The sequence below is a fragment of the Prochlorococcus sp. MIT 1323 genome, from assembly GCF_047304905.1.
Taxonomy (GTDB): domain Bacteria; phylum Cyanobacteriota; class Cyanobacteriia; order PCC-6307; family Cyanobiaceae; genus Prochlorococcus; species Prochlorococcus marinus_D.
Genome location: NZ_CP138973.1, coordinates 1,725,596 through 1,742,318, shown reverse-complemented (window position 1 = coordinate 1,742,318; position 16,723 = coordinate 1,725,596). Strand labels below are relative to the sequence as shown.

The following is a 16,723-nucleotide window of genomic DNA, read 5'->3' as shown; positions in this document are numbered from 1 at the left end:
GGTTGACCTTGTGCCAGCTATGGGCCGCCTCCTCATCCGGAACAGCGGAAAGTGCAACCTATTTCTGTATGATCATCGGCCACTTCCCTTGCGGTTTCCCCGTTTTTGTTATGACTCTGCGCGTTGCGATCAATGGATTCGGCCGAATCGGTCGCAACTTCATGCGTTGTTGGCTAAGCCGTGGTGCGAATACTGGGATTGAAGTGGTTGGCATCAACGTCACTTCTGACCCTAAGACCAATGCTCATCTGCTTAAGTACGATTCAATTCTTGGACAGATCAAGGATGCGGAGATCGGTTATACCGATGACACTTTTGTTATCAACGGTAAAACCATTAAGTGTTTTTCAGATCGCAACCCCTTGAATCTTCCTTGGAAGGAGTGGGGTATCGATCTTGTGATCGAGTCCACCGGGGTTTTCAATACTGATGTCGGGGCTAGCAAACACATCGAGGCTGGTGCGAAGAAAGTTATCCTCACAGCTCCTGGTAAAGGAGATGGTGTTGGCACATATGTCGTGGGCGTCAATGCTGATCAGTACCGACACGGTGATTTCAATGTTCTCAGTAATGCCAGCTGCACAACCAATTGCCTGGCACCAATCGTGAAGGTGCTTGATCAGACCTTTGGGATCAATAAGGGCCTGATGACGACTATTCATAGCTACACCGGTGATCAGCGGATCCTCGATAACAGCCATCGTGATCTTCGCCGTGCTCGTGCGGCAGCCATGAATATTGTTCCAACCTCAACTGGCGCTGCCAAGGCTGTGGCTTTGGTTTATCCACAGATGAAGGGCAAGCTCACGGGTATTGCCATGCGTGTTCCAACCCCAAACGTTTCAGCGGTAGATCTGGTGTTTGAGTCCGGACGTTCCACGACTGCTGAAGAAGTGAATGCTGCACTCAAATCGGCTTCTCAGGGTGGCATGAAGGGAATCATTAAATATGGTGATCTTCCTTTGGTTTCTAGTGACTACGCCGGTACTAATGAATCCACCATCGTTGATGAGGATCTCACGATGACTATTGGCGACAATTTGGTGAAGGTGGTTGCTTGGTATGACAATGAGTGGGGTTATAGCCAGAGGGTTGTCGATCTCGCTGAGATTGTGGCCAAGAATTGGAAGTGATCTTTCACGGGATTACTTTCCTCTGAGCTTCTAGCTGCTTTTGAGTTACAAACCCCTCGCCAATAGGAGGGGTTTGTTGTCTTTCTTTATAGGAAATGTTTGAAGCTTGAGAAGTTGCTCACTTCTCCTTTTCCATGCGCCCATTCCACCCGAGGTGGGCCTTTTTCCATGACCCCAATGACTTGGCTACATGGAAGAACTTGCAGCCAAGCGGTGGCCCATTGAGGTGGCAGGCTGAGAATAAGTTCAAAGTCTTCTCCGCCGTTTAGGCACCAGCTATCCCAGTGTTCGCCTAGTGGCCAGTCAGGGTCTTTGGGTAGGCCTGTTGGATCAAGAATCGCCCGGCAACCGCTGCTTCTGCAAAGGCCTTGAACCGCTGCCAGAAGTCCGTCACTACTGTCGGTGCCCCCAGCTCGCCATGGGAGTTCTTCAGGCTTACAGGTTTGAAGAGCGTGCAGCGCCTTCAAACATGGTTGAGGGTGTTGATGAGCTTCTATCGCTTTTTGCTTGAGTTGGTCTGGCAGCAGGGCTGCTTCTATCAGTGGATCTGAGCGTAGTAGGGCCAGGCCAAGGCGGCTGAGGCCATGGGGACCACTGACGACAAGAGAATCTCCAGGTTGGGCTTGGGCGCGGTGCAACCGTACTGGCCCGAGAGTGCCCAGGGCGGTGATTGCGAGTAGTCGTTGATCCCCTCGGGAACAGTCGCCGCCCAGCAAGGTCCCCCCAAACTGTTTCAATGCGGCTTCTATGCCTAAATAAACCCCTTCTACCCAGTTCCAGGGGGTCTCTGGAGGGACTACAAGTCCGACAGTGATACCCAGAATCTGATCAACGCCACTGGCTGCTAGGTCGGAAAGGTTGGCGGTTACGCAACGCCAACCCACATCTTTTGGAGTCGTGGTGTCTTCGCTGAAGTGAATGCCTTCCACCATGACATCGGTGTTAATGAGGAGTTCTCCCTCATTGGTGTGGACTTGCGCTGTGTCGTCGTCAAGTTGGCCAGCAGGAGCAAAGCGGGCTAGTCGTTGCAGTAGTTCATTTTCACCAAGTTGGCCTAGGGTTTCGCCCATACACAAGTCCTCAGGCGTGGGGCTTCAGCCGATCGGCTCCATCGACAACTTTGATGGATAAGATTTGATCACCAACTTCGAGTTTTTTAAGTAACTCGGTACCTTCAACAACATAGCCAAAGGCTGCATTGCGGCCATCCACCAAGTTGAGACCCGCTGGAGTTAATTCTGCATCATAGAGAAATAGAAAGAACTGGGAGGAACCGTCGTCTATAGCCTGGTCGGAATGGGCCCATCCGAGTGTGCCAAGGGCGGCGAATGGGAGGACTGGTGTGGCTTTGTAAAGACCGATGTCTTCAAAGGTTTGGTTGTAAAAAGGAGTTGCTTCCTCTGGAATACGGATTTCCAGAGGCACTTGACGTTCTTTCTTGGTTGTTGGGTCGATGTATCCGCTTTCAGGTCCTGTGGGGTCACCGCTTTGTAGTACGTAATTGTCTTCAGCGCGTGTGAATGGCAATCCGTCATAAAAGCCTTTGAGAGCTAGGTCTACGAAGGCGCCGGCTGTTAGCGGGGCGTTGTAGCCATCAATGACAGCAGTGATATTCCCTTTTGTGGTTTTGATCGATACAGTTGCTCGTCCAAGAAGCCGCGGTAGTGAGTTGAATTCCTCAGGGATGGTGTAAGGAAAATCATTCACCAATAGCGCTTCTAGAGCACCGATCTGCTTGAGACTTTTGCGACGTAGGTCGATGAAGCCATCTATGTTTTGGTTACTTGCTTCATCCCCCAGGGCCTGGACCGTTTCTCCCAAGGATTCCAAAAGGGCCTCACCCTCTTCTCGAGATGCTTCTGGGATGGCTGCGAGGATGCTCTTTTTGCGGGTTATTACTAGGAACTGACTAGAAGCAGCAGCTTCGTTTAGGGCAACCCAGCGATTGCCCTTTGAAGACCCAACCACTTTGCTAGTGGCCTCAAGGGTGGCTTGCATTTGGCGGAGATCTTTTTGTTCGATTGGTAGGGCATTGCGCAGGATTGCGGCACCATCCGTCACTGCACTTCCAGCTGGCAGAGCAGCCAGAACAGGATTACCCCAATTCAGTAAAAGTACTGCGAGCACTGTGATCAGGCTGGTCAGTAGAGGAGTATTTGGCATGTGGAACTCTTCTAGTGCTTGGACTTTGGCACAGCCGTATGATCCCTCTGATCCGTTCAGCGGGAATGATCTCAAGTAACGACTTCCGCACTGGCACCTCGATTGAATTAGACGGTTCTGTTTGGCGTGTAGTCGAGTTTTTGCATGTGAAACCGGGTAAGGGTTCAGCTTTTGTGCGTACCAAGTTGAAGGCGGTGCAGAGCGGCAGCGTGGTGGAAAAAACCTTTAGGGCTGGGGAGATGCTTCCGCAGGCCTTGCTTGAGAAGTCGACCCTCCAACACACTTATATGGAGTCCGGTGACTATGTCTTTATGGACATGTCTAGTTATGAGGAAACCAGGCTTACAGCGCAGCAGATCGGTGACAGTCGTAAATACCTCAAGGAAGGTATGGAGGTGAATGTGGTCTCATGGAACGGAAATCCTCTTGAGGTGGAGCTCCCCAATTCTGTGGTGCTTGAAATCACTGAAACTGATCCTGGTGTTAAGGGTGATACCGCTACCGGGGGTACTAAGCCCGCCATCCTTGAGACTGGTGCTCAGGTGATGGTTCCTTTGTTTCTTTCTGTGGGCGAGAAAATTAAAGTCGATACACGTAACGACAGCTACCTAGGTCGCGAGAACTAATGGCTATGCAGCTCGATCATGATCAACTGCACCAGTTGCTTGCAGCCTTGGCGGAAAGCGACATCCAGGAATTTCGCCTTGAGGGCGATGATTTTCGTCTTGAGGTCAGGCGGAATATCCCTGCAGCAGCAGTGGTGGCCCCGGTGATGCCGGTGTCTTCGACCGTTGAGATACCATCACCGGCTCCAGAACCGAGAGTTGAGATGGTCGGACCTGGTACTCCGCCTCCAGCGGTACCAGGTTCCAGAACTGATTTCCTGGAGGTAACGGCACCGATGGTCGGCACGTTTTATCGTGCTCCTGGCCCTGGGGAATCCCCATTTGTAGAAGTTGGTAGTCGCATTGGTGTCGGTCAGATCGTGTGCATTTTGGAGGCCATGAAGTTGATGAATGAGTTGGAATCTGAAGTCAGTGGCGAGGTGGTTGAAATCCTTGTAGATAACGGCACACCAGTTGAGTTCGGTCAGGTTTTGATGCGTGTTAAGCCTGGCTGATCAGCGTCATTCCGTGAGCTCCCAGGCTGCTTTGAGGGCGGCCAACATGCTCTCGGGTCTGGCACATCCTTTTCCGGCAATGTCAAAGGCGGTGCCGTGATCAGGTGAGGTACGCAGAAATGGAAGCCCAAGGGTGGTGTTGACGGCAGAGTCGAAAGCCAGCAGCTTCATTGGGATTAGACCCTGATCGTGGTACAAGGCCAGGATGCCGTCTGGGGTTTGGGCGCATGGGATGCCATGCCAAGCCTTTGCAGCTGAAAGCCAACATGTGTCGGGAGGTAAAGGACCGTCTAGTTGGATCTCAGGGTGCTCGGTTTTCCATCTGTTCAGCATTGGGATCAACCATTTCAGCTCTTCATGGCCCAGTTGGCCTTGCTCGCCAGCGTGGGGATTGAGGCCTGCGACTGCAATGGATGGATCGGTTTTGAATCTTTGGCAGAATGCCTTGAGTACGTTGAGCTTCGCTCTAACCAACTCAGGGGTAAGCACTTTTGGGACTGCTGCTAGCGGGATATGGGTTGTTGCTAGCAGAGTGTTTAGCCGCCAGCCGTTTTGAGGTGAGATCGCGGTGAAGAGCATGGAGGCTTGATCAGCGCCCACCAGTTCTTTAAGCCGTTCGGTTTGACCGGGATAGTGATGGCCTGCTGCATGCCAGGCATGCTTGGCAATGGGAGCGGTAACAAGGGCGCGGGCTCGACTCTTCAAGAGGAGTTCTGTTGCCTTTGTCAACCATAGAAAGCTTGCGGCTCCACTCTGTGCTGTGGGGTATCCAGGCTGCAGTGTGCTCTTCAGGGGTAGATCTTTGATATCGAGGTTCTTTGGATTGGCTAGGGGAGAGATCCCTTGAGCTTGTAATTGGGCATAGGTCAGTTCCAGGGTTTTTCGACAGCCAACCAGCTTGGGATGCAGCTTTGATGGCAAGCTTGGTGAAGCGAGGGCCTTGAGGGTGACCTCCATCCCGATGCCAGCGGGATCGCCGAGGGCGATAACGATAAGTTGATTAGCTTCAAAGCCTTCAGAAGGCATAGCCATGATGCGCTGGTTGCTGCTTGGTTTGTTGTTGTTTGGTCTTGGTACAGGGTTGCGGAATGGTTGGTTGGTGGTGCATTGGAGTCAGTTTTTGCGCGATGCCGGGTTGACATTTATCGATCCAGAGAAGCCCTTCAATTGGAACGAGTTCATTCTTGGTGGTCCGGATCGGGAAGGTTCAACAACTAAGGAAAATTCGTCTGTGAGACCTTGAAACCTTCTGCCAGATAACAGTCTCTAAGGCCGGAGTGATAGTTGGGATGCATCAGGGAATAGCCAAGCTCGCGGCATAGGAGCTGATTGCTAACCCTGCGATTCTCTTGCCAGAAGGAGAGTGCCATGGGATTCATCTGTGTAGCGGCAACTGCAAACGGCTCAATTTCGGGTAGGGACTTTCCAAGTAGTTGGGCGGCGAACCCGAGTACGTCTGTATACGCTGTTGGCATGTCATCGGTGACGTTGATCACGATGGGCCGCTGTCCATCAGCAGCGCATTGGATTAGGTGCAGGATGGCGCCTGCGATGTCATCGACATGAATTCTTGAAAACACCTGGTTGGGCTTGTGGATCATTCTGCTTTGACCTGTGTTGACGCTTTTAAGCACTGAGCGGCCTGGTCCGTAGATGCCAGGCAGTCGCAGAATCTGCAGGGGTAATCCCGAAGCTTGCCAGGCCTCTTCACAGGCCAATCTTCGTTTGCTCCGTGCTTGCTGCGGCTGAGGATGATCGATTTCTGTGACCCAGCGTCCTTGGCGATCTCCGTAAACCCCTGTGGTGGAGAGATAGCCAACCCATTGCAATGGCAGCGCTTTGAGCTGGTCGCCCAAGCATGTCAGCACTGGATCTTTCCCATCGGCTGCTGGTGGTATGCAGCTGAGTAAATGAGTGACACCTTCTAGAACTTTCGTGGCTGGCAACAGCTTGGTGGCACTATCAAATGCGATGTCTGCGCCTGGGCTGTTGATGTTTCTGCGGCTGCAGATAGCAGTGCTGCCAAGTGCTCTCGCCAGAGCCACTACATGCTGGCCACTGAATCCTCCACCGAGAACCAGCAACTTTGATCCGGTGGGGAGAGGCGGACTCTGCTTGACAAGCTCTGCGAGCATGAGTACAAATGTATTATGTTCTGGTTTTGGTCATGGCGAGCTCCTATTTGCGCGCTTCCGCGATTTCAGTGTCCATGCTGCCGCGTCGGGCATGTCCAAGGATCGTTCAAGGTCGGCATATCAGTTCAGCTTTTCATTTTGTCTTGCCTTTGGCTTTGTTGACAGGTGCGATGCTTCTCGCTCCGGAGCAACCTGAGCAGCTTGCTTCTATTTGTCAAAGACATCACCCTGTGGTGGCCTGTCAGGTCTGGTGAGATTGGTTTAGGCCAGCTGGGGCATCCATTCTTCATCTTGGCTGATAAAAGGAGCTTCTCTATGGTTAGTTTGGGTCCATTGAAGCAACCTTAAAGCCAGTCTGAGATCGCCATCCATCCAGGCGCGGATGGCCATTGCTCGTCGTGGATCATAGAAACGTTGGCGCCTATACCACTCGAAGGCATGGGCATCTGATTTGTGACCGTTACAGGAGAGACAGGCCGGAACGCAGTTTTGAGTAATACTTAAGCCACCGCGACTTAGAGGTAAAATATGGTCAATTGATTCAGAAGTTTTACCGCAATAGATACAACTTTGAGCGGTATAGTTGTGCAGGGATTTTCTCCATCTTCGGACATGTAACTTGGGGCATAGATCTTCGAGGAAAACCGCGTCCCTATTGTGCATCCGAGTTTCTCGGTTTTGTGCAGTGTGCCGCGAATGCTCTTTAAGTCAATGTGCCTAAATATCTATTTTGGCTTGCTTTGCGCTGCTTTTTACAGTGGTTGCTTTCGCTCTTGCTAGTAAGGCAATGGGGCGTAAATTAGGTGTTTCTTGAGCAGTGAAGCTCACGCCTAAATCGTCTTCCAGCTGTTATTTGGGTCTGACTGCGGCGGGTTTGGTCAAGGTGGCGTTCCCTTTCGATGCGGTGACTCAGGCTCAGCTTCGCAAAGTGAGGCCTCGTGGAATTTGGCGTGGTACTCGCCAGGGCTGGGAATTTCCTTTGGTTGCGGCTCAACGTTTGCAGAGGCAGTTTGGCTCACGTTTTTTGGTGCAGGACGACTTGGCTCAGTGGCTGAGTTGGTTCGAACAGCCTTTGCCACCGATGCCGCCCCATCGCGATCTCGTGAGCTATGCAGATCTTGAGGTTGTTTTGACAGATGGTCGTAGACCTCTTCCTCATCAGTGCTCTGGAGCCCGTTGGTTGTTGGCGCGGCGCGGTGCAGTCTTGGCTGATGAAATGGGTCTTGGTAAGACTCTTACCTCTCTTTTGGCGGCTCGCGCCATGGTGAGATGTGCTGATGTACGGGTCATGGTGGTGGCGCCGGTGGGTCTTCATGAACACTGGCGCATCGAAGCTGCAAGTCTTGATTTGCCGGTGTGCATCCATAGCTGGGCGCGTCTGCCTAGGGAATTGCCGGCGGCGGGAACGCTTCTGTTGGTGGATGAAGCGCATTTCGGCCAGTCCATCAAGTCAAGACGAACTCAGGCTCTTTTAAGGCTTGCGCGGCATCCGCGTTTAAGGGCTATTTGGTTACTCACCGGGACGCCGATGAAAAATGGTCGTCCTGATCAGCTTTATCCACTGTTGGCTGCCATTGATCATCCTTTGGCTCGAGATCAACGTAAGTTTGAAGAGCGTTTTTGTCAGGGTCACTGGCGAGATCAAGGTGGACAGCGACGCTGGCATTCACGTGGTGCGAGTGATCTCGATGCTCTAGGGAAGCTCACACGGCCATTGGTTCTGCATCGACGCAAACAGACTTTGCTTGGCTTGCCCCCAAAACGTCGTCAAGAGCATCGGGTTGTCCTTACAGAGCCAGAGTCTCGTGGTTTTGACCATCGTCTAGCTCTTGTCACTGACAACTATCGCCATCGTGTTCAGCAGGGTTTGGTGCGTTCAGATGCGGAATCGCTGGCGGTGCTTACGGCTTTGCGCCAGATCGCAGCGGAGTTCAAGCTGCCAGCAGTGGAGACTTTTGTGGCAGCACTTCTTGCTGAGGGGCAAGCCGTTGTTCTTTTCAGCAGTTTTGTTGGTCCTTTGTTGCTTTTGCAGCAACGCTTAGGGGGTGAGTTGTTAACTGGTCGTCAGCGTCCAGGGCAGCGTCAGGAAGCTGTGAATCGTTTTCAATCAGGGATGAGTTCCCTTTTGTTGGCAACCTATGCAGTAGGCGGGCTTGGTTACACCTTGCATCGCGCTAGGCATGTGGTTTTGCTTGAACGTCACTGGACACCTGGTGATGTGGATCAGGCTGAGGATCGTTGCCATCGATTGGGGATGGATGGTGGACTCACGAGTCATTGGTTCCAACTGGGTTTTGCAGATCAGCTGGTGGATGCTCTGATAGCAAGTAAGGCCGAGCGGATTGAGGTATTGCTTGGTTCTCGTCGTGTTGGACTCAAGCGTCAGCCTTTGCCAGTCATGTTGAGATGTTGCATGCAGGAGTCTTTACGCACGGTTAGTTCGTGACGCACCATCGGATCAGCTGATGCTCCTTGTTGATTCAGAAGCTGTAAGCCTTTGGAGACATCTTGACAAGCCAAATTGGTTTGGCCAAGCAGGGTGTAGATCAGGGACCGGTCGTTGAGTGGTTCAGGGTCGTTTTGATATTTGCTCACTACGCTATTGCAGCGCAGTAGGGCTTTGTCGAGTCCTTTGAGGTCAAGATTTTCCAAGCAAGCTTGGGACGAGATATTTGAGTCAGCAGATGGATTGGTTGGTGCTGAGCGACTGTTGCAGCTAAGACCGGAAAGCAGCACCCCGCTAAGAAATAGTTTGGCAAGGAAATGAGGGAATTTAATAGCTGTAGTGCTGCTCATGATCTGTGCTTGAAGGAGTGGTGGTGTTGGTATTGCTAGAGCTATAGGAGTCGATGACAGTCTCATTACCACTTTCTTGATCAGCTACTGACAAAGAGTTTTTGCTATTTCCGAATAAATCGCCAAGGTATTGACCGCAGTTTGGGTAACTGCTGGGTTCGTTGACCACTGCTTCAGTAATTAATACGGCAGCATGCTGTGGTGAGGTCTTGAAAAGGCTATTGCCCTGGCGTTTGATTAGGGCATAAGAGGCAGTCCAGCTCACCTCATGGTTATTGCCATTACTACGCATGAAGCAGTAGACCTGGGCTCCTTTGCTTGCGGCGTCAGCTGTTGCTGACTGGGCAGCTGTGGCAGAAAGACTGATTCCGACAAGGCCTAGCAGTGTGAGTGAAAGGGCAACTCGATTTCGATTCATCGCTTGCAAGTCAACACAGTATTGATCAACTTATCGATTGAAACTGTCCTGTCCAGGTTTAATCAGGAATCAATTAGTCCTAATGGGGCCAATAGCTTCACCAGAAGGGGTAGGACCAAAAGTACGGTGATTAATCTCACAGCATGCAGGGTGGCGACTGCAGCACCGACGCCGAATTCCGCACCTACCAGACTCATGCCACTGATGCCTCCTGGGGCAGCGCCGAGGAGTGAAACCACAGGGTCAATACCTAGTAATCGACTGCTCCAAAGGCCGATCACGATCCCAGTAAGTACAAGGGTCAGAGTGATCAGTAGGGCTGGTTTCCAGAGGCTTTGCAGCTCCCCTAGGGAGCTTTTGGTCAGGCCGGTACCAATCACCGTGCCGATGGCGATTTCAATTGCGGTGCGTGTTCCTGAGGGCCATTCAGCAACATCAAGGCGACCGCTCATGCTCACGAGCCCTGCACCTAAAAGAGCGCCTGCAAGGGGTGCAGCTGGAATGCCAGTGCGCAATGTCAGCAGACCCAATGCTGTTCCTGCCATGAGATAAATCAGTAACGTTGCCAGAGAAGGCATGGGATCGATTGGAAAAAGTACAGATACTTTGAGCGCAAATGATTCTCTTCACCATCTGCCTAATGACTTGAGGCTTGATTCCTAATGTGTTGTCATCGGGACAAAGTATTTGTTTGTGGCTATGTCCTCGTCAGTTTCTTTTCGAATTACTCGTACTGCAGAAGACCTGGTTCAGACGATCACTGCTTTATCACAGAGGCTCGTTAAGTTGGAGCAGCGTCAGGAGGCTTTGGAGTTTCAGTTGAGACAGCAGAGCGAATCTCAGAGAATTCCCTCCGAGGAAATGGAGATGCTCGATGGGGTTGAGCAGCTCTTAAAAGAGTGCCAGGAACTTCTGGATAGTTCTGATCAAGCTGAGGATCAAGCCCGAGAAGATCCTCAGTCTTGGTCAGGGGAACCAGACACTCTCGCGGCATGAGGGTGGCATCGGGTGCACAATAAAAAGAAAGGCATCCATGGCTTTAACCATTTCTGCCTCTGGCAAAGCTAGTGTTACCAGCTCAGTATTGTCACCGTTAGCGAGACCTTCTATCAGACTTCAGGCTTTCCATGAGGGGGGTCATCAGCTCGAGAAGCTTGAATTTGCATTGGCTGTTGCTGAAACACGTGGTGACCAGACTCGTGCGTCAGTCTTAAGAGCTCAGATCGAAACTATGGGAGGCAACATTGAGGAGCCAGGAACCTGATTTAGCCCTCTTATATTTTCTATACATATCAATTGGCTGATTTGGGCAACAACATTTGCTGTTTTGATGCTCGATATTGCTTGTACTAGACAATTCGCGTTAAACTTTCAATCAAGGGGTTCAGCTGAGCAGTTTTGACGTCTACTTTTTTGAGAACAACAGCGGGCACGAATTCCGCTTCTATTCAACGCGAGGTTTACTTGAAGGCCGCGAGTGGTTTTTTTGACCGAGCTTCTGCACAGGCGGAAGCGGGAGATTTTCAGGCTGCTGGCAGTTTGATTCTTAAGGCATTAGATCAGGAGCGTCGTGCAGGAGTGGTTGGCCCACAAGTTCTTCAATTAATCAAGCCCAGATCCTGAATTGGCATTGAATAATGTTTTGAACCCTATTTTCGATTAGGTAGGCTTTTTTGCTTGTTAAATATGAATGAGTATTCTATGAACTTTGATTAATTCTTTGATAAGCGGGTGACCGGATTCGAACCGGCGACGTTCAGCTTGGGAAGCTGACATTCTACCACTGAATTACACCCGCATTTGATCAGTTTAGATCAGCTTTAGTTCGTTTTGTTGGCGAGCACTGTTACCTCAGAATTGCTGCAGCAGCAGCCAGTCCATCTCCCATGTTGCCTTTATGCAAGCCAAGAGATTGCAAGGTGGATTCGATGGCAGCTATGGCAGTGAGGATATCTCTATCACATACGAATCCAAGATGGCCTATACGGAAGACCTTCCCTTTTAGATGATCCTGTCCACCTGCTAGCAGGATGTCGAATTTCTCTTTGACAGTTTTGCGCAGTTGCTCTGCATCAATTCCCTCAGGTGCGACTGCTGTGATCGCTGGGCTGCCGTGTCCTTCTGCTGCATACAGCGGCAGGCAGATGGCCTTCATGCCGGCCTGAGCGGCTGCGCGATGGCGGGCATGACGGTCAAAGATGGCTTCTAGTCCTTCTGACTGCATCATTCCCAGTGCAGATTCCAGTGCGAAGTAGAGATTCACAGCAGGGGTGAATGGATTGCTGTCTTGAGCGGCAGTTTTTCGGTACGGCCCCAGATCGAGATAAAACTTCGGTAGATCCGATTGTTGATGCGCTTGCCAGGCTCGTTCACTCATGGCCACGAAGCTGAGACCTGGAGGCATCATGTATCCCTTTTGGGAACCGGAGGCGACCACATCTAGACCCCAAGAATCCATGGGGACATTGCAGGCTCCAAGGCTTGTCACGCAATCAGCGATGGTTAGTGCTTTGCCGTGAGTGCGGACATATTTGCTGATGGTTTCAAGGTCGTTAATGACCCCGGTTGAGGTTTCCGAGTGGGTGAGAATTACGGCTTTGATTGTTTTGCCATTGTCTGCTTCCAGTGCTCTTTTGAAGGCTTCTGGGTCTAACGGTTGTCCCCAGTCTGCTTTTATCACTTGTACGTCCAGGCCGTAGGCCTTAGCCAGCTTGACCCAGCGCTGTCCAAACTTGCCGTTGTCTCCGCAGAGGACCTTGTCACCGTAGCTGAGGGTATTGATGATTCCTGCTTCCATCGCAGCGGTGCCGCTGCCAGTTATGACTAGAACATCTGCTTTGGTCTGATGCAGCCAGCGCAGCTGCTCGCTGGTATGTCTAACGACTGCTTGAAACTCTCCACTGCGATGGCCGATGGGGTGGCGACCCATCGCTTTGAGTACTGTTTCGGGAACCGGCGTAGGACCCGGGATCATCAGGGTGAGTTTGTCCTGCACGGCCTAAGGCTTAGTAATGAACCATCCTAAAAAATACCTAAGCAAGGGTTTTTTATCGATCACGCTGATGCTGATTCAAGGGGGTTGACGCTCCCGGTTTGGGTCGCGGCTGCGGCCCGAGCTGCTACCGAAGCTTTGCTTGGTAGGCCTTTCAGTGGTTTTCAGTTGCTTGAATTGCCTGATCGCGACGAACCTTTTGCTGTGTCAGTGACCTCTGCAGCGGTTTTGGCTGGAGGTGAACAGGCTTTGGCAATCAGCCATTGCGATCCAGGTCCAGGTCTGGATCTCACAAGAGGTTTGGAGATTTGGGTGTGTGTTCAGTGGCAGGAGTTGGTTGTTGATGATGAGTTGAATGTTCATTCAGAGGCCTGGCTGAATCTCCTGGCAGGCAAGGGTGTTGGCACGCTGGGGTCCGGTGGAGAGGCGTGTGTGTCTCGATTTGCACGCGAGCTTTTGAGTCGTAATTTGTACCCGCTGGTGCCTTCGGGTCGAGGGCTGCAGTTGGAAGTTGTGTTGCCTAGGGGTAGAGATTTGGCAGCACGTACCAGTAATGCAGCTTTTGGGGTTGTGGATGGCTTGGCCTTGATTGGTACCCAGGCGGATGTGCAGGTCAGCGCCTCTCCTGATCAGTTGCAGCAGACCATTGAGCAACTACGTCGGCAAAGTGCCGCTTCAGATTTTTGTGGAGCAATGACTTTGGTGATTGGTGAGAATGGTCTTGATCTAGCTCGACAGTTGGGGTTGGCTGCTCAGCCGCTCCTCAAGATTGGCAATTGGTTGGGGCCTGTCATTGTGGCCGCGGCAGAGGCTGGGGTGGAGCAATTGTTGTTGTTGGGGTATCACGGCAAGTTGGTGAAGTTGGCAGGGGGGATTTTTCATACTCATCACCATCTGGCAGATGGTCGTTTGGAGGTGCTTGCGGCCATGGCTGTGCGTGAAGGATTGCCGTTGGATCTGATCCGGCAACTTGGCCAGGCTGATTCCATGGAGGCAGCCTTGAAGATGCTGGAAGCTCAAGATCAAGAGCTGGTACGCAAGCTTTGGTATCGGCTGGCAGCAACAGTGGAGCATCGCAGCGCTGCCTACCTTGCACGTTATGGCTCATGGTCGATAGCTATTGGGGCAGCTCTTTTCGACCGTCAGCGACGGTTGCGCTGGGCTGGTCCCCAAGGGTCTCAACAGTTGGCTGTCTTGGGAGTGACCCCTGAGGATTCACCGATAAGCCTTTCTCTACCCTGAACGTTCTGTTGGTTGACTCCAGAGGAGCTTTTTCGCTGATATGTCCAATTCCCAGTCTGAAGGTCAGAGCCAGCCGGCAATCGTCATTCTCGATTTTGGCTCTCAGTATTCAGAGCTGATTGCCCGTCGGGTGCGAGAAACAGAGGTCTACTCATTGGTGATGAGCTATTGCACCTCAGCGGATGAGCTGCGCCAGCTTGCCCCGAAGGGCATCATTTTGAGCGGCGGACCTAGCTCTGTGTATGCCGATAGAGCGCCGCTTTGTGATCCGAACATTTGGGATTTGGGTATTCCTGTGCTTGGTGTTTGTTACGGCATGCAGCTAATGGTGCAGCAGCTGGGTGGTCGGGTGGAGGCTGCTATTGGCAAGGCTGAATACGGTAAGGCGCCCTTGCAGGTCGAGGACCCTAGGGACCTTCTCACCAATGTTGAAAGTGGCTCCACGATGTGGATGAGCCATGGTGATGTGGTGAGGGATTTGCCTGAGGGGTTTGTTCGGCTTGCTCATACAGCCAATACTCCTGATGCGGCGGTTGCTGATCACAATCGTCAGTTTTATGGCGTTCAGTTTCACCCTGAGGTGGTGCATTCAAGCCACGGAATTGCTCTGATTCGAAACTTCGTTTACCACATTTGTGGTTGTGAGCCGAATTGGACGACGACTGCATTTATTGAAGAATCGATTGCTCAGGTGCAGGCTCAGGTGGGTCAGAAAAGGGTCTTGCTTGCTTTGTCCGGAGGAGTTGATTCCTCAACACTGGCTTTTTTATTAAAAAAGGCCATTGGAGATCAGCTCACGTGCATGTTTATTGATCAGGGTTTTATGCGTAAAGGTGAGCCTGAATTCTTGATGGACTTCTTTGATCAAAAGTTCCACATCAATGTTGAATATATTAATGCGCGTCAACGTTTCATTTCTAAGCTCAAGGGGATTATTGACCCTGAGGAAAAGCGCAAGATTATCGGCACGGAATTCATCAGGGTGTTTGAGGAGGAAAGCAATCGTCTCGGCCCCTTTGATTATCTTGCGCAGGGCACTCTTTATCCGGATGTGATCGAGAGTTCTGGTACCAACATAGATCCGAAAACCGGAGAGCGGGTGGCCGTGAAGATCAAGAGCCACCACAATGTAGGCGGCCTTCCCAAAGACTTGCAGTTCAAATTGGTGGAGCCGCTTAGGCGACTGTTTAAGGATGAAGTGCGCAAGGTAGGCCGTGCTTTGGGGCTGCCTGAGGAGATTGTCCGCCGCCATCCTTTTCCTGGCCCAGGTCTGGCGATTCGTATCCTTGATGAAGTTACCGATGAAAAGCTCAATTGCTTACGCGATGCTGACTTAATCGTGCGAGAGGAAATCCGCGAGGCGGGTTTATATCACGAGATTTGGCAGGCTTTTGCCGTATTGCTACCGGTGCGCTCTGTCGGGGTAATGGGGGATAAACGCACCTATGCCTGGCCGATTGTGCTGCGATGTGTCTCCAGTGAGGACGGCATGACAGCGGATTGGTCGCGTTTGCCTTATGAACTTTTGGAGCGTATCTCCAATCGAATTGTCAATGAAGTGAGCGGTGTAAACAGGGTTGTGCTTGACATCACCAGCAAGCCTCCTGGAACGATTGAGTGGGAATAGTTTAGGTATTAAATTTCTTTTCTTGACTCTAAATTGTGGCTTCACGTTTTATTGGAGGTGATGCAGAATTATACACTCTCGCGTCAGCTTTAAGAGCCCTGCGATTTTATTTGGATTGAGAATATTATGCATCTTGGCTTTTGACAAGCTTACATTTTTCTTGTCAATTGTCTTTCGAATCAGGTTATTTTATGCTACCAATGATCAACTTTGACATTCGCTTATTTGGTAATTATTGTCGATATGTTGATGGTGACAAATATTCGACGATCTTTATAGCGTCGAATCTTCTTCTTCAACGCTTTCTGCGCTGACTTGGCTGCATGAGCTCAAATTATCTTCGAGAGTGTTCTGCATCACTCAATATTTTTGATTCGCACCCTTGAAGTGAAAGTCGATTCTGTTGAGGTGATGAGGGACTGGTGAAGCTCAGAATGACTCGATAGCCTGGGCCACTGGCCTAGAGACTTTTGACCATCGCTCAACAGCAGGACATACAGCTAGACCGCCGTTTGCAACAGGACAGCATTCAGTTTGCGGGTAAGACTGTTTATATCAACCCTTTCCTGTACTGGCGAAGGTTTGATAGCAACACCGATCGTTGGTTAAGGGAGCCCGGTCAGTTGGGTGAAGACCAGATCAGCCTCAATCGTGGTCGCTTTTACCCTGAGCTTGATTGGGCCCTGTTGGATGAGAGTCAAAGGGATATCAAGGATGCCGCTGTTGAGATGTTCCTTAAAAGTTTGGAGCTGATCGGCACTTTTCACCCGGAACTGACAGCTGGCCAGTTGCTTGAGGTCGAGCGCAAGATGGCGGTCACAAAGAAGCAGTCTTTTGAGCGCTGGGTCGAGAAGTCGTTTCGCAGGCGTTTCAAACAAGAGTCTCGTGAGCGCAAGCGCTTTGCTCGTGAGCGTTTTTGGCGGTCTTGGAGGGAATGGCTCAGCTTGGAGACAACGCATCATGCTGTGGGACCAATGGTGGCGTTATTGGTTTTGGCAGGTTTTGGGGGCTGGTCGATGGGAATGTCTCAAACGTCTTGCCCAACACTTTTGATCCCTTCCGAGCAAACTGTTGTTAGGTAGATCTTTGAGGCTTGC

Annotated in this window: 21 protein-coding genes and 1 tRNA gene; 12 read left to right on the top strand and 10 right to left on the bottom strand. The window is 51.3% G+C overall.

Features of this window, described 5'->3' with window-relative positions; all coding sequences use genetic code 11:
- Nucleotides 1–110 precede the first annotated feature (110 nt).
- Entirely contained in the window at nucleotides 111–1,133 is a 1,023-nt protein-coding gene (gap, locus tag SIB68_RS08525; protein ID WP_063399869.1) for a type I glyceraldehyde-3-phosphate dehydrogenase, read from the top strand.
- Between the two features lie 86 nt (nucleotides 1,134–1,219).
- Here the strand turns inward: gap and thiL are convergent, their stop codons facing one another.
- On the bottom strand, nucleotides 1,220–2,203 hold the full coding sequence (gene thiL, locus SIB68_RS08520) for a thiamine-phosphate kinase (RefSeq protein ID WP_063399867.1): 984 nt from the start codon (nucleotides 2,201–2,203) through the stop codon (nucleotides 1,220–1,222).
- Between the two features lie 10 nt (nucleotides 2,204–2,213).
- Nucleotides 2,214–3,296: a peptidylprolyl isomerase gene (locus SIB68_RS08515; protein WP_063399865.1), complete on the bottom strand. Its 1,083-nt coding sequence runs from the start codon at nucleotides 3,294–3,296 to the stop codon at nucleotides 2,214–2,216.
- A gap of 65 nt (nucleotides 3,297–3,361) precedes the next feature.
- Between SIB68_RS08515 and efp the strand changes: the two genes are divergently transcribed.
- Nucleotides 3,362–3,922, top strand: coding sequence for an elongation factor P (gene efp / locus SIB68_RS08510; protein ID WP_011824720.1), 561 nt, complete (start codon nucleotides 3,362–3,364; stop codon nucleotides 3,920–3,922).
- A complete protein-coding gene (gene accB, locus SIB68_RS08505; protein WP_074160275.1) occupies nucleotides 3,922–4,416 on the top strand; it encodes an acetyl-CoA carboxylase biotin carboxyl carrier protein in 495 nt (164 codons plus the stop codon). The genes efp and accB overlap by 1 nt, the downstream gene beginning before the upstream one ends.
- Nucleotides 4,417–4,422: 6 nt before the next feature.
- Here the strand turns inward: accB and pdxA are convergent, their stop codons facing one another.
- On the bottom strand, nucleotides 4,423–5,448 hold the full coding sequence (gene pdxA / locus SIB68_RS08500) for a 4-hydroxythreonine-4-phosphate dehydrogenase PdxA (RefSeq protein ID WP_063399863.1): 1,026 nt from the start codon (nucleotides 5,446–5,448) through the stop codon (nucleotides 4,423–4,425).
- Here pdxA and SIB68_RS08495 point away from each other — a divergent pair.
- On the top strand, nucleotides 5,447–5,659 hold the full coding sequence (locus SIB68_RS08495) for a hypothetical protein (protein ID WP_063399861.1): 213 nt from the start codon (nucleotides 5,447–5,449) through the stop codon (nucleotides 5,657–5,659). The genes pdxA and SIB68_RS08495 overlap by 2 nt on opposite strands.
- Here SIB68_RS08495 and SIB68_RS08490 read toward each other — a convergent pair.
- Nucleotides 5,631–6,551 (bottom strand): SDR family oxidoreductase, encoded by a 921-nt coding sequence (locus SIB68_RS08490; protein WP_063399859.1) that lies wholly within the window; start codon nucleotides 6,549–6,551, stop codon nucleotides 5,631–5,633. The two genes, SIB68_RS08495 and SIB68_RS08490, sit on opposite strands and share 29 nt — an antisense overlap.
- A 32-nt stretch (nucleotides 6,552–6,583) precedes the next feature.
- Between SIB68_RS08490 and SIB68_RS08485 the strand changes: the two genes are divergently transcribed.
- The gene (locus SIB68_RS08485; protein WP_236068890.1) at nucleotides 6,584–6,805 is read left to right on the top strand and encodes a serine protease inhibitor; all 222 of its coding nucleotides are present in this window, start codon (nucleotides 6,584–6,586) and stop codon (nucleotides 6,803–6,805) included.
- A gap of 7 nt (nucleotides 6,806–6,812) precedes the next feature.
- Here the strand turns inward: SIB68_RS08485 and SIB68_RS08480 are convergent, their stop codons facing one another.
- Entirely contained in the window at nucleotides 6,813–7,214 is a 402-nt protein-coding gene (locus SIB68_RS08480) for an HNH endonuclease (protein WP_063399855.1), read from the bottom strand.
- 154 nt (nucleotides 7,215–7,368) lie between these two features.
- Here SIB68_RS08480 and SIB68_RS08475 point away from each other — a divergent pair, with 154 nt between their 5' ends.
- Nucleotides 7,369–8,997, top strand: coding sequence for a DEAD/DEAH box helicase (locus SIB68_RS08475; RefSeq protein WP_196757097.1), 1,629 nt, complete (start codon nucleotides 7,369–7,371; stop codon nucleotides 8,995–8,997).
- Here SIB68_RS08475 and SIB68_RS08470 read toward each other — a convergent pair.
- The 3 genes from SIB68_RS08470 to SIB68_RS08460 form a co-directional block, all read right to left on the bottom strand.
- Entirely contained in the window at nucleotides 8,934–9,347 is a 414-nt protein-coding gene (locus SIB68_RS08470) for a hypothetical protein (RefSeq protein WP_063399853.1), read from the bottom strand. The genes SIB68_RS08475 and SIB68_RS08470 overlap by 64 nt on opposite strands.
- Entirely contained in the window at nucleotides 9,325–9,765 is a 441-nt protein-coding gene (locus tag SIB68_RS08465) for a DUF6554 family protein (protein WP_063400029.1), read from the bottom strand. Before SIB68_RS08465 ends, SIB68_RS08470 begins: the two co-directional genes overlap by 23 nt.
- A gap of 62 nt (nucleotides 9,766–9,827) precedes the next feature.
- Nucleotides 9,828–10,343 carry an AbrB family transcriptional regulator gene (locus SIB68_RS08460; RefSeq protein WP_011824729.1) on the bottom strand — a complete coding sequence of 172 codons (516 nt, stop codon included), beginning with the start codon at nucleotides 10,341–10,343 and terminating at the stop codon, nucleotides 9,828–9,830.
- A 121-nt stretch (nucleotides 10,344–10,464) separates the two neighbouring features.
- On the opposite strand from SIB68_RS08460, the gene SIB68_RS08455 reads away from it, so the two are divergent.
- The 3 genes from SIB68_RS08455 to SIB68_RS08445 all read left to right on the top strand — a co-directional run bounded on the left by SIB68_RS08455 (nucleotide 10,465) and on the right by SIB68_RS08445 (nucleotide 11,388).
- On the top strand, nucleotides 10,465–10,761 hold the full coding sequence (locus SIB68_RS08455; protein WP_063399852.1) for a LysR family transcriptional regulator: 297 nt from the start codon (nucleotides 10,465–10,467) through the stop codon (nucleotides 10,759–10,761).
- 37 nt (nucleotides 10,762–10,798) lie between these two features.
- Nucleotides 10,799–11,029, top strand: coding sequence for a hypothetical protein (locus SIB68_RS08450; protein ID WP_063399849.1), 231 nt, complete (start codon nucleotides 10,799–10,801; stop codon nucleotides 11,027–11,029).
- A gap of 134 nt (nucleotides 11,030–11,163) precedes the next feature.
- Nucleotides 11,164–11,388, top strand: a complete 225-nt coding sequence (locus SIB68_RS08445; protein ID WP_011129421.1) for a hypothetical protein — start codon at nucleotides 11,164–11,166, stop codon at nucleotides 11,386–11,388.
- A gap of 103 nt (nucleotides 11,389–11,491) precedes the next feature.
- Here SIB68_RS08445 and SIB68_RS08440 read toward each other — a convergent pair.
- Both SIB68_RS08440 and SIB68_RS08435 read right to left on the bottom strand, forming a co-directional pair.
- A tRNA-Gly gene (locus tag SIB68_RS08440) sits at nucleotides 11,492–11,563 on the bottom strand.
- A gap of 48 nt (nucleotides 11,564–11,611) precedes the next feature.
- Nucleotides 11,612–12,760, bottom strand: a complete 1,149-nt coding sequence (locus tag SIB68_RS08435) for a pyridoxal-phosphate-dependent aminotransferase family protein (protein WP_063399847.1) — start codon at nucleotides 12,758–12,760, stop codon at nucleotides 11,612–11,614.
- Nucleotides 12,761–12,844: 84 nt separating this feature from the next.
- Between SIB68_RS08435 and cbiD the strand changes: the two genes are divergently transcribed.
- From cbiD to SIB68_RS08420, 3 genes are all read left to right on the top strand, one after another.
- Nucleotides 12,845–13,999: a cobalt-precorrin-5B (C(1))-methyltransferase CbiD gene (gene cbiD / locus SIB68_RS08430; RefSeq protein WP_063399845.1), complete on the top strand. Its 1,155-nt coding sequence runs from the start codon at nucleotides 12,845–12,847 to the stop codon at nucleotides 13,997–13,999.
- 40 nt (nucleotides 14,000–14,039) lie between these two features.
- On the top strand, nucleotides 14,040–15,626 hold the full coding sequence (guaA, locus tag SIB68_RS08425) for a glutamine-hydrolyzing GMP synthase (protein ID WP_063399843.1): 1,587 nt from the start codon (nucleotides 14,040–14,042) through the stop codon (nucleotides 15,624–15,626).
- A 470-nt stretch (nucleotides 15,627–16,096) separates the two neighbouring features.
- Nucleotides 16,097–16,708, top strand: coding sequence for a hypothetical protein (locus tag SIB68_RS08420; protein WP_063399841.1), 612 nt, complete (start codon nucleotides 16,097–16,099; stop codon nucleotides 16,706–16,708).
- The last annotated feature ends 15 nt before the right edge of the window (nucleotides 16,709–16,723 follow it).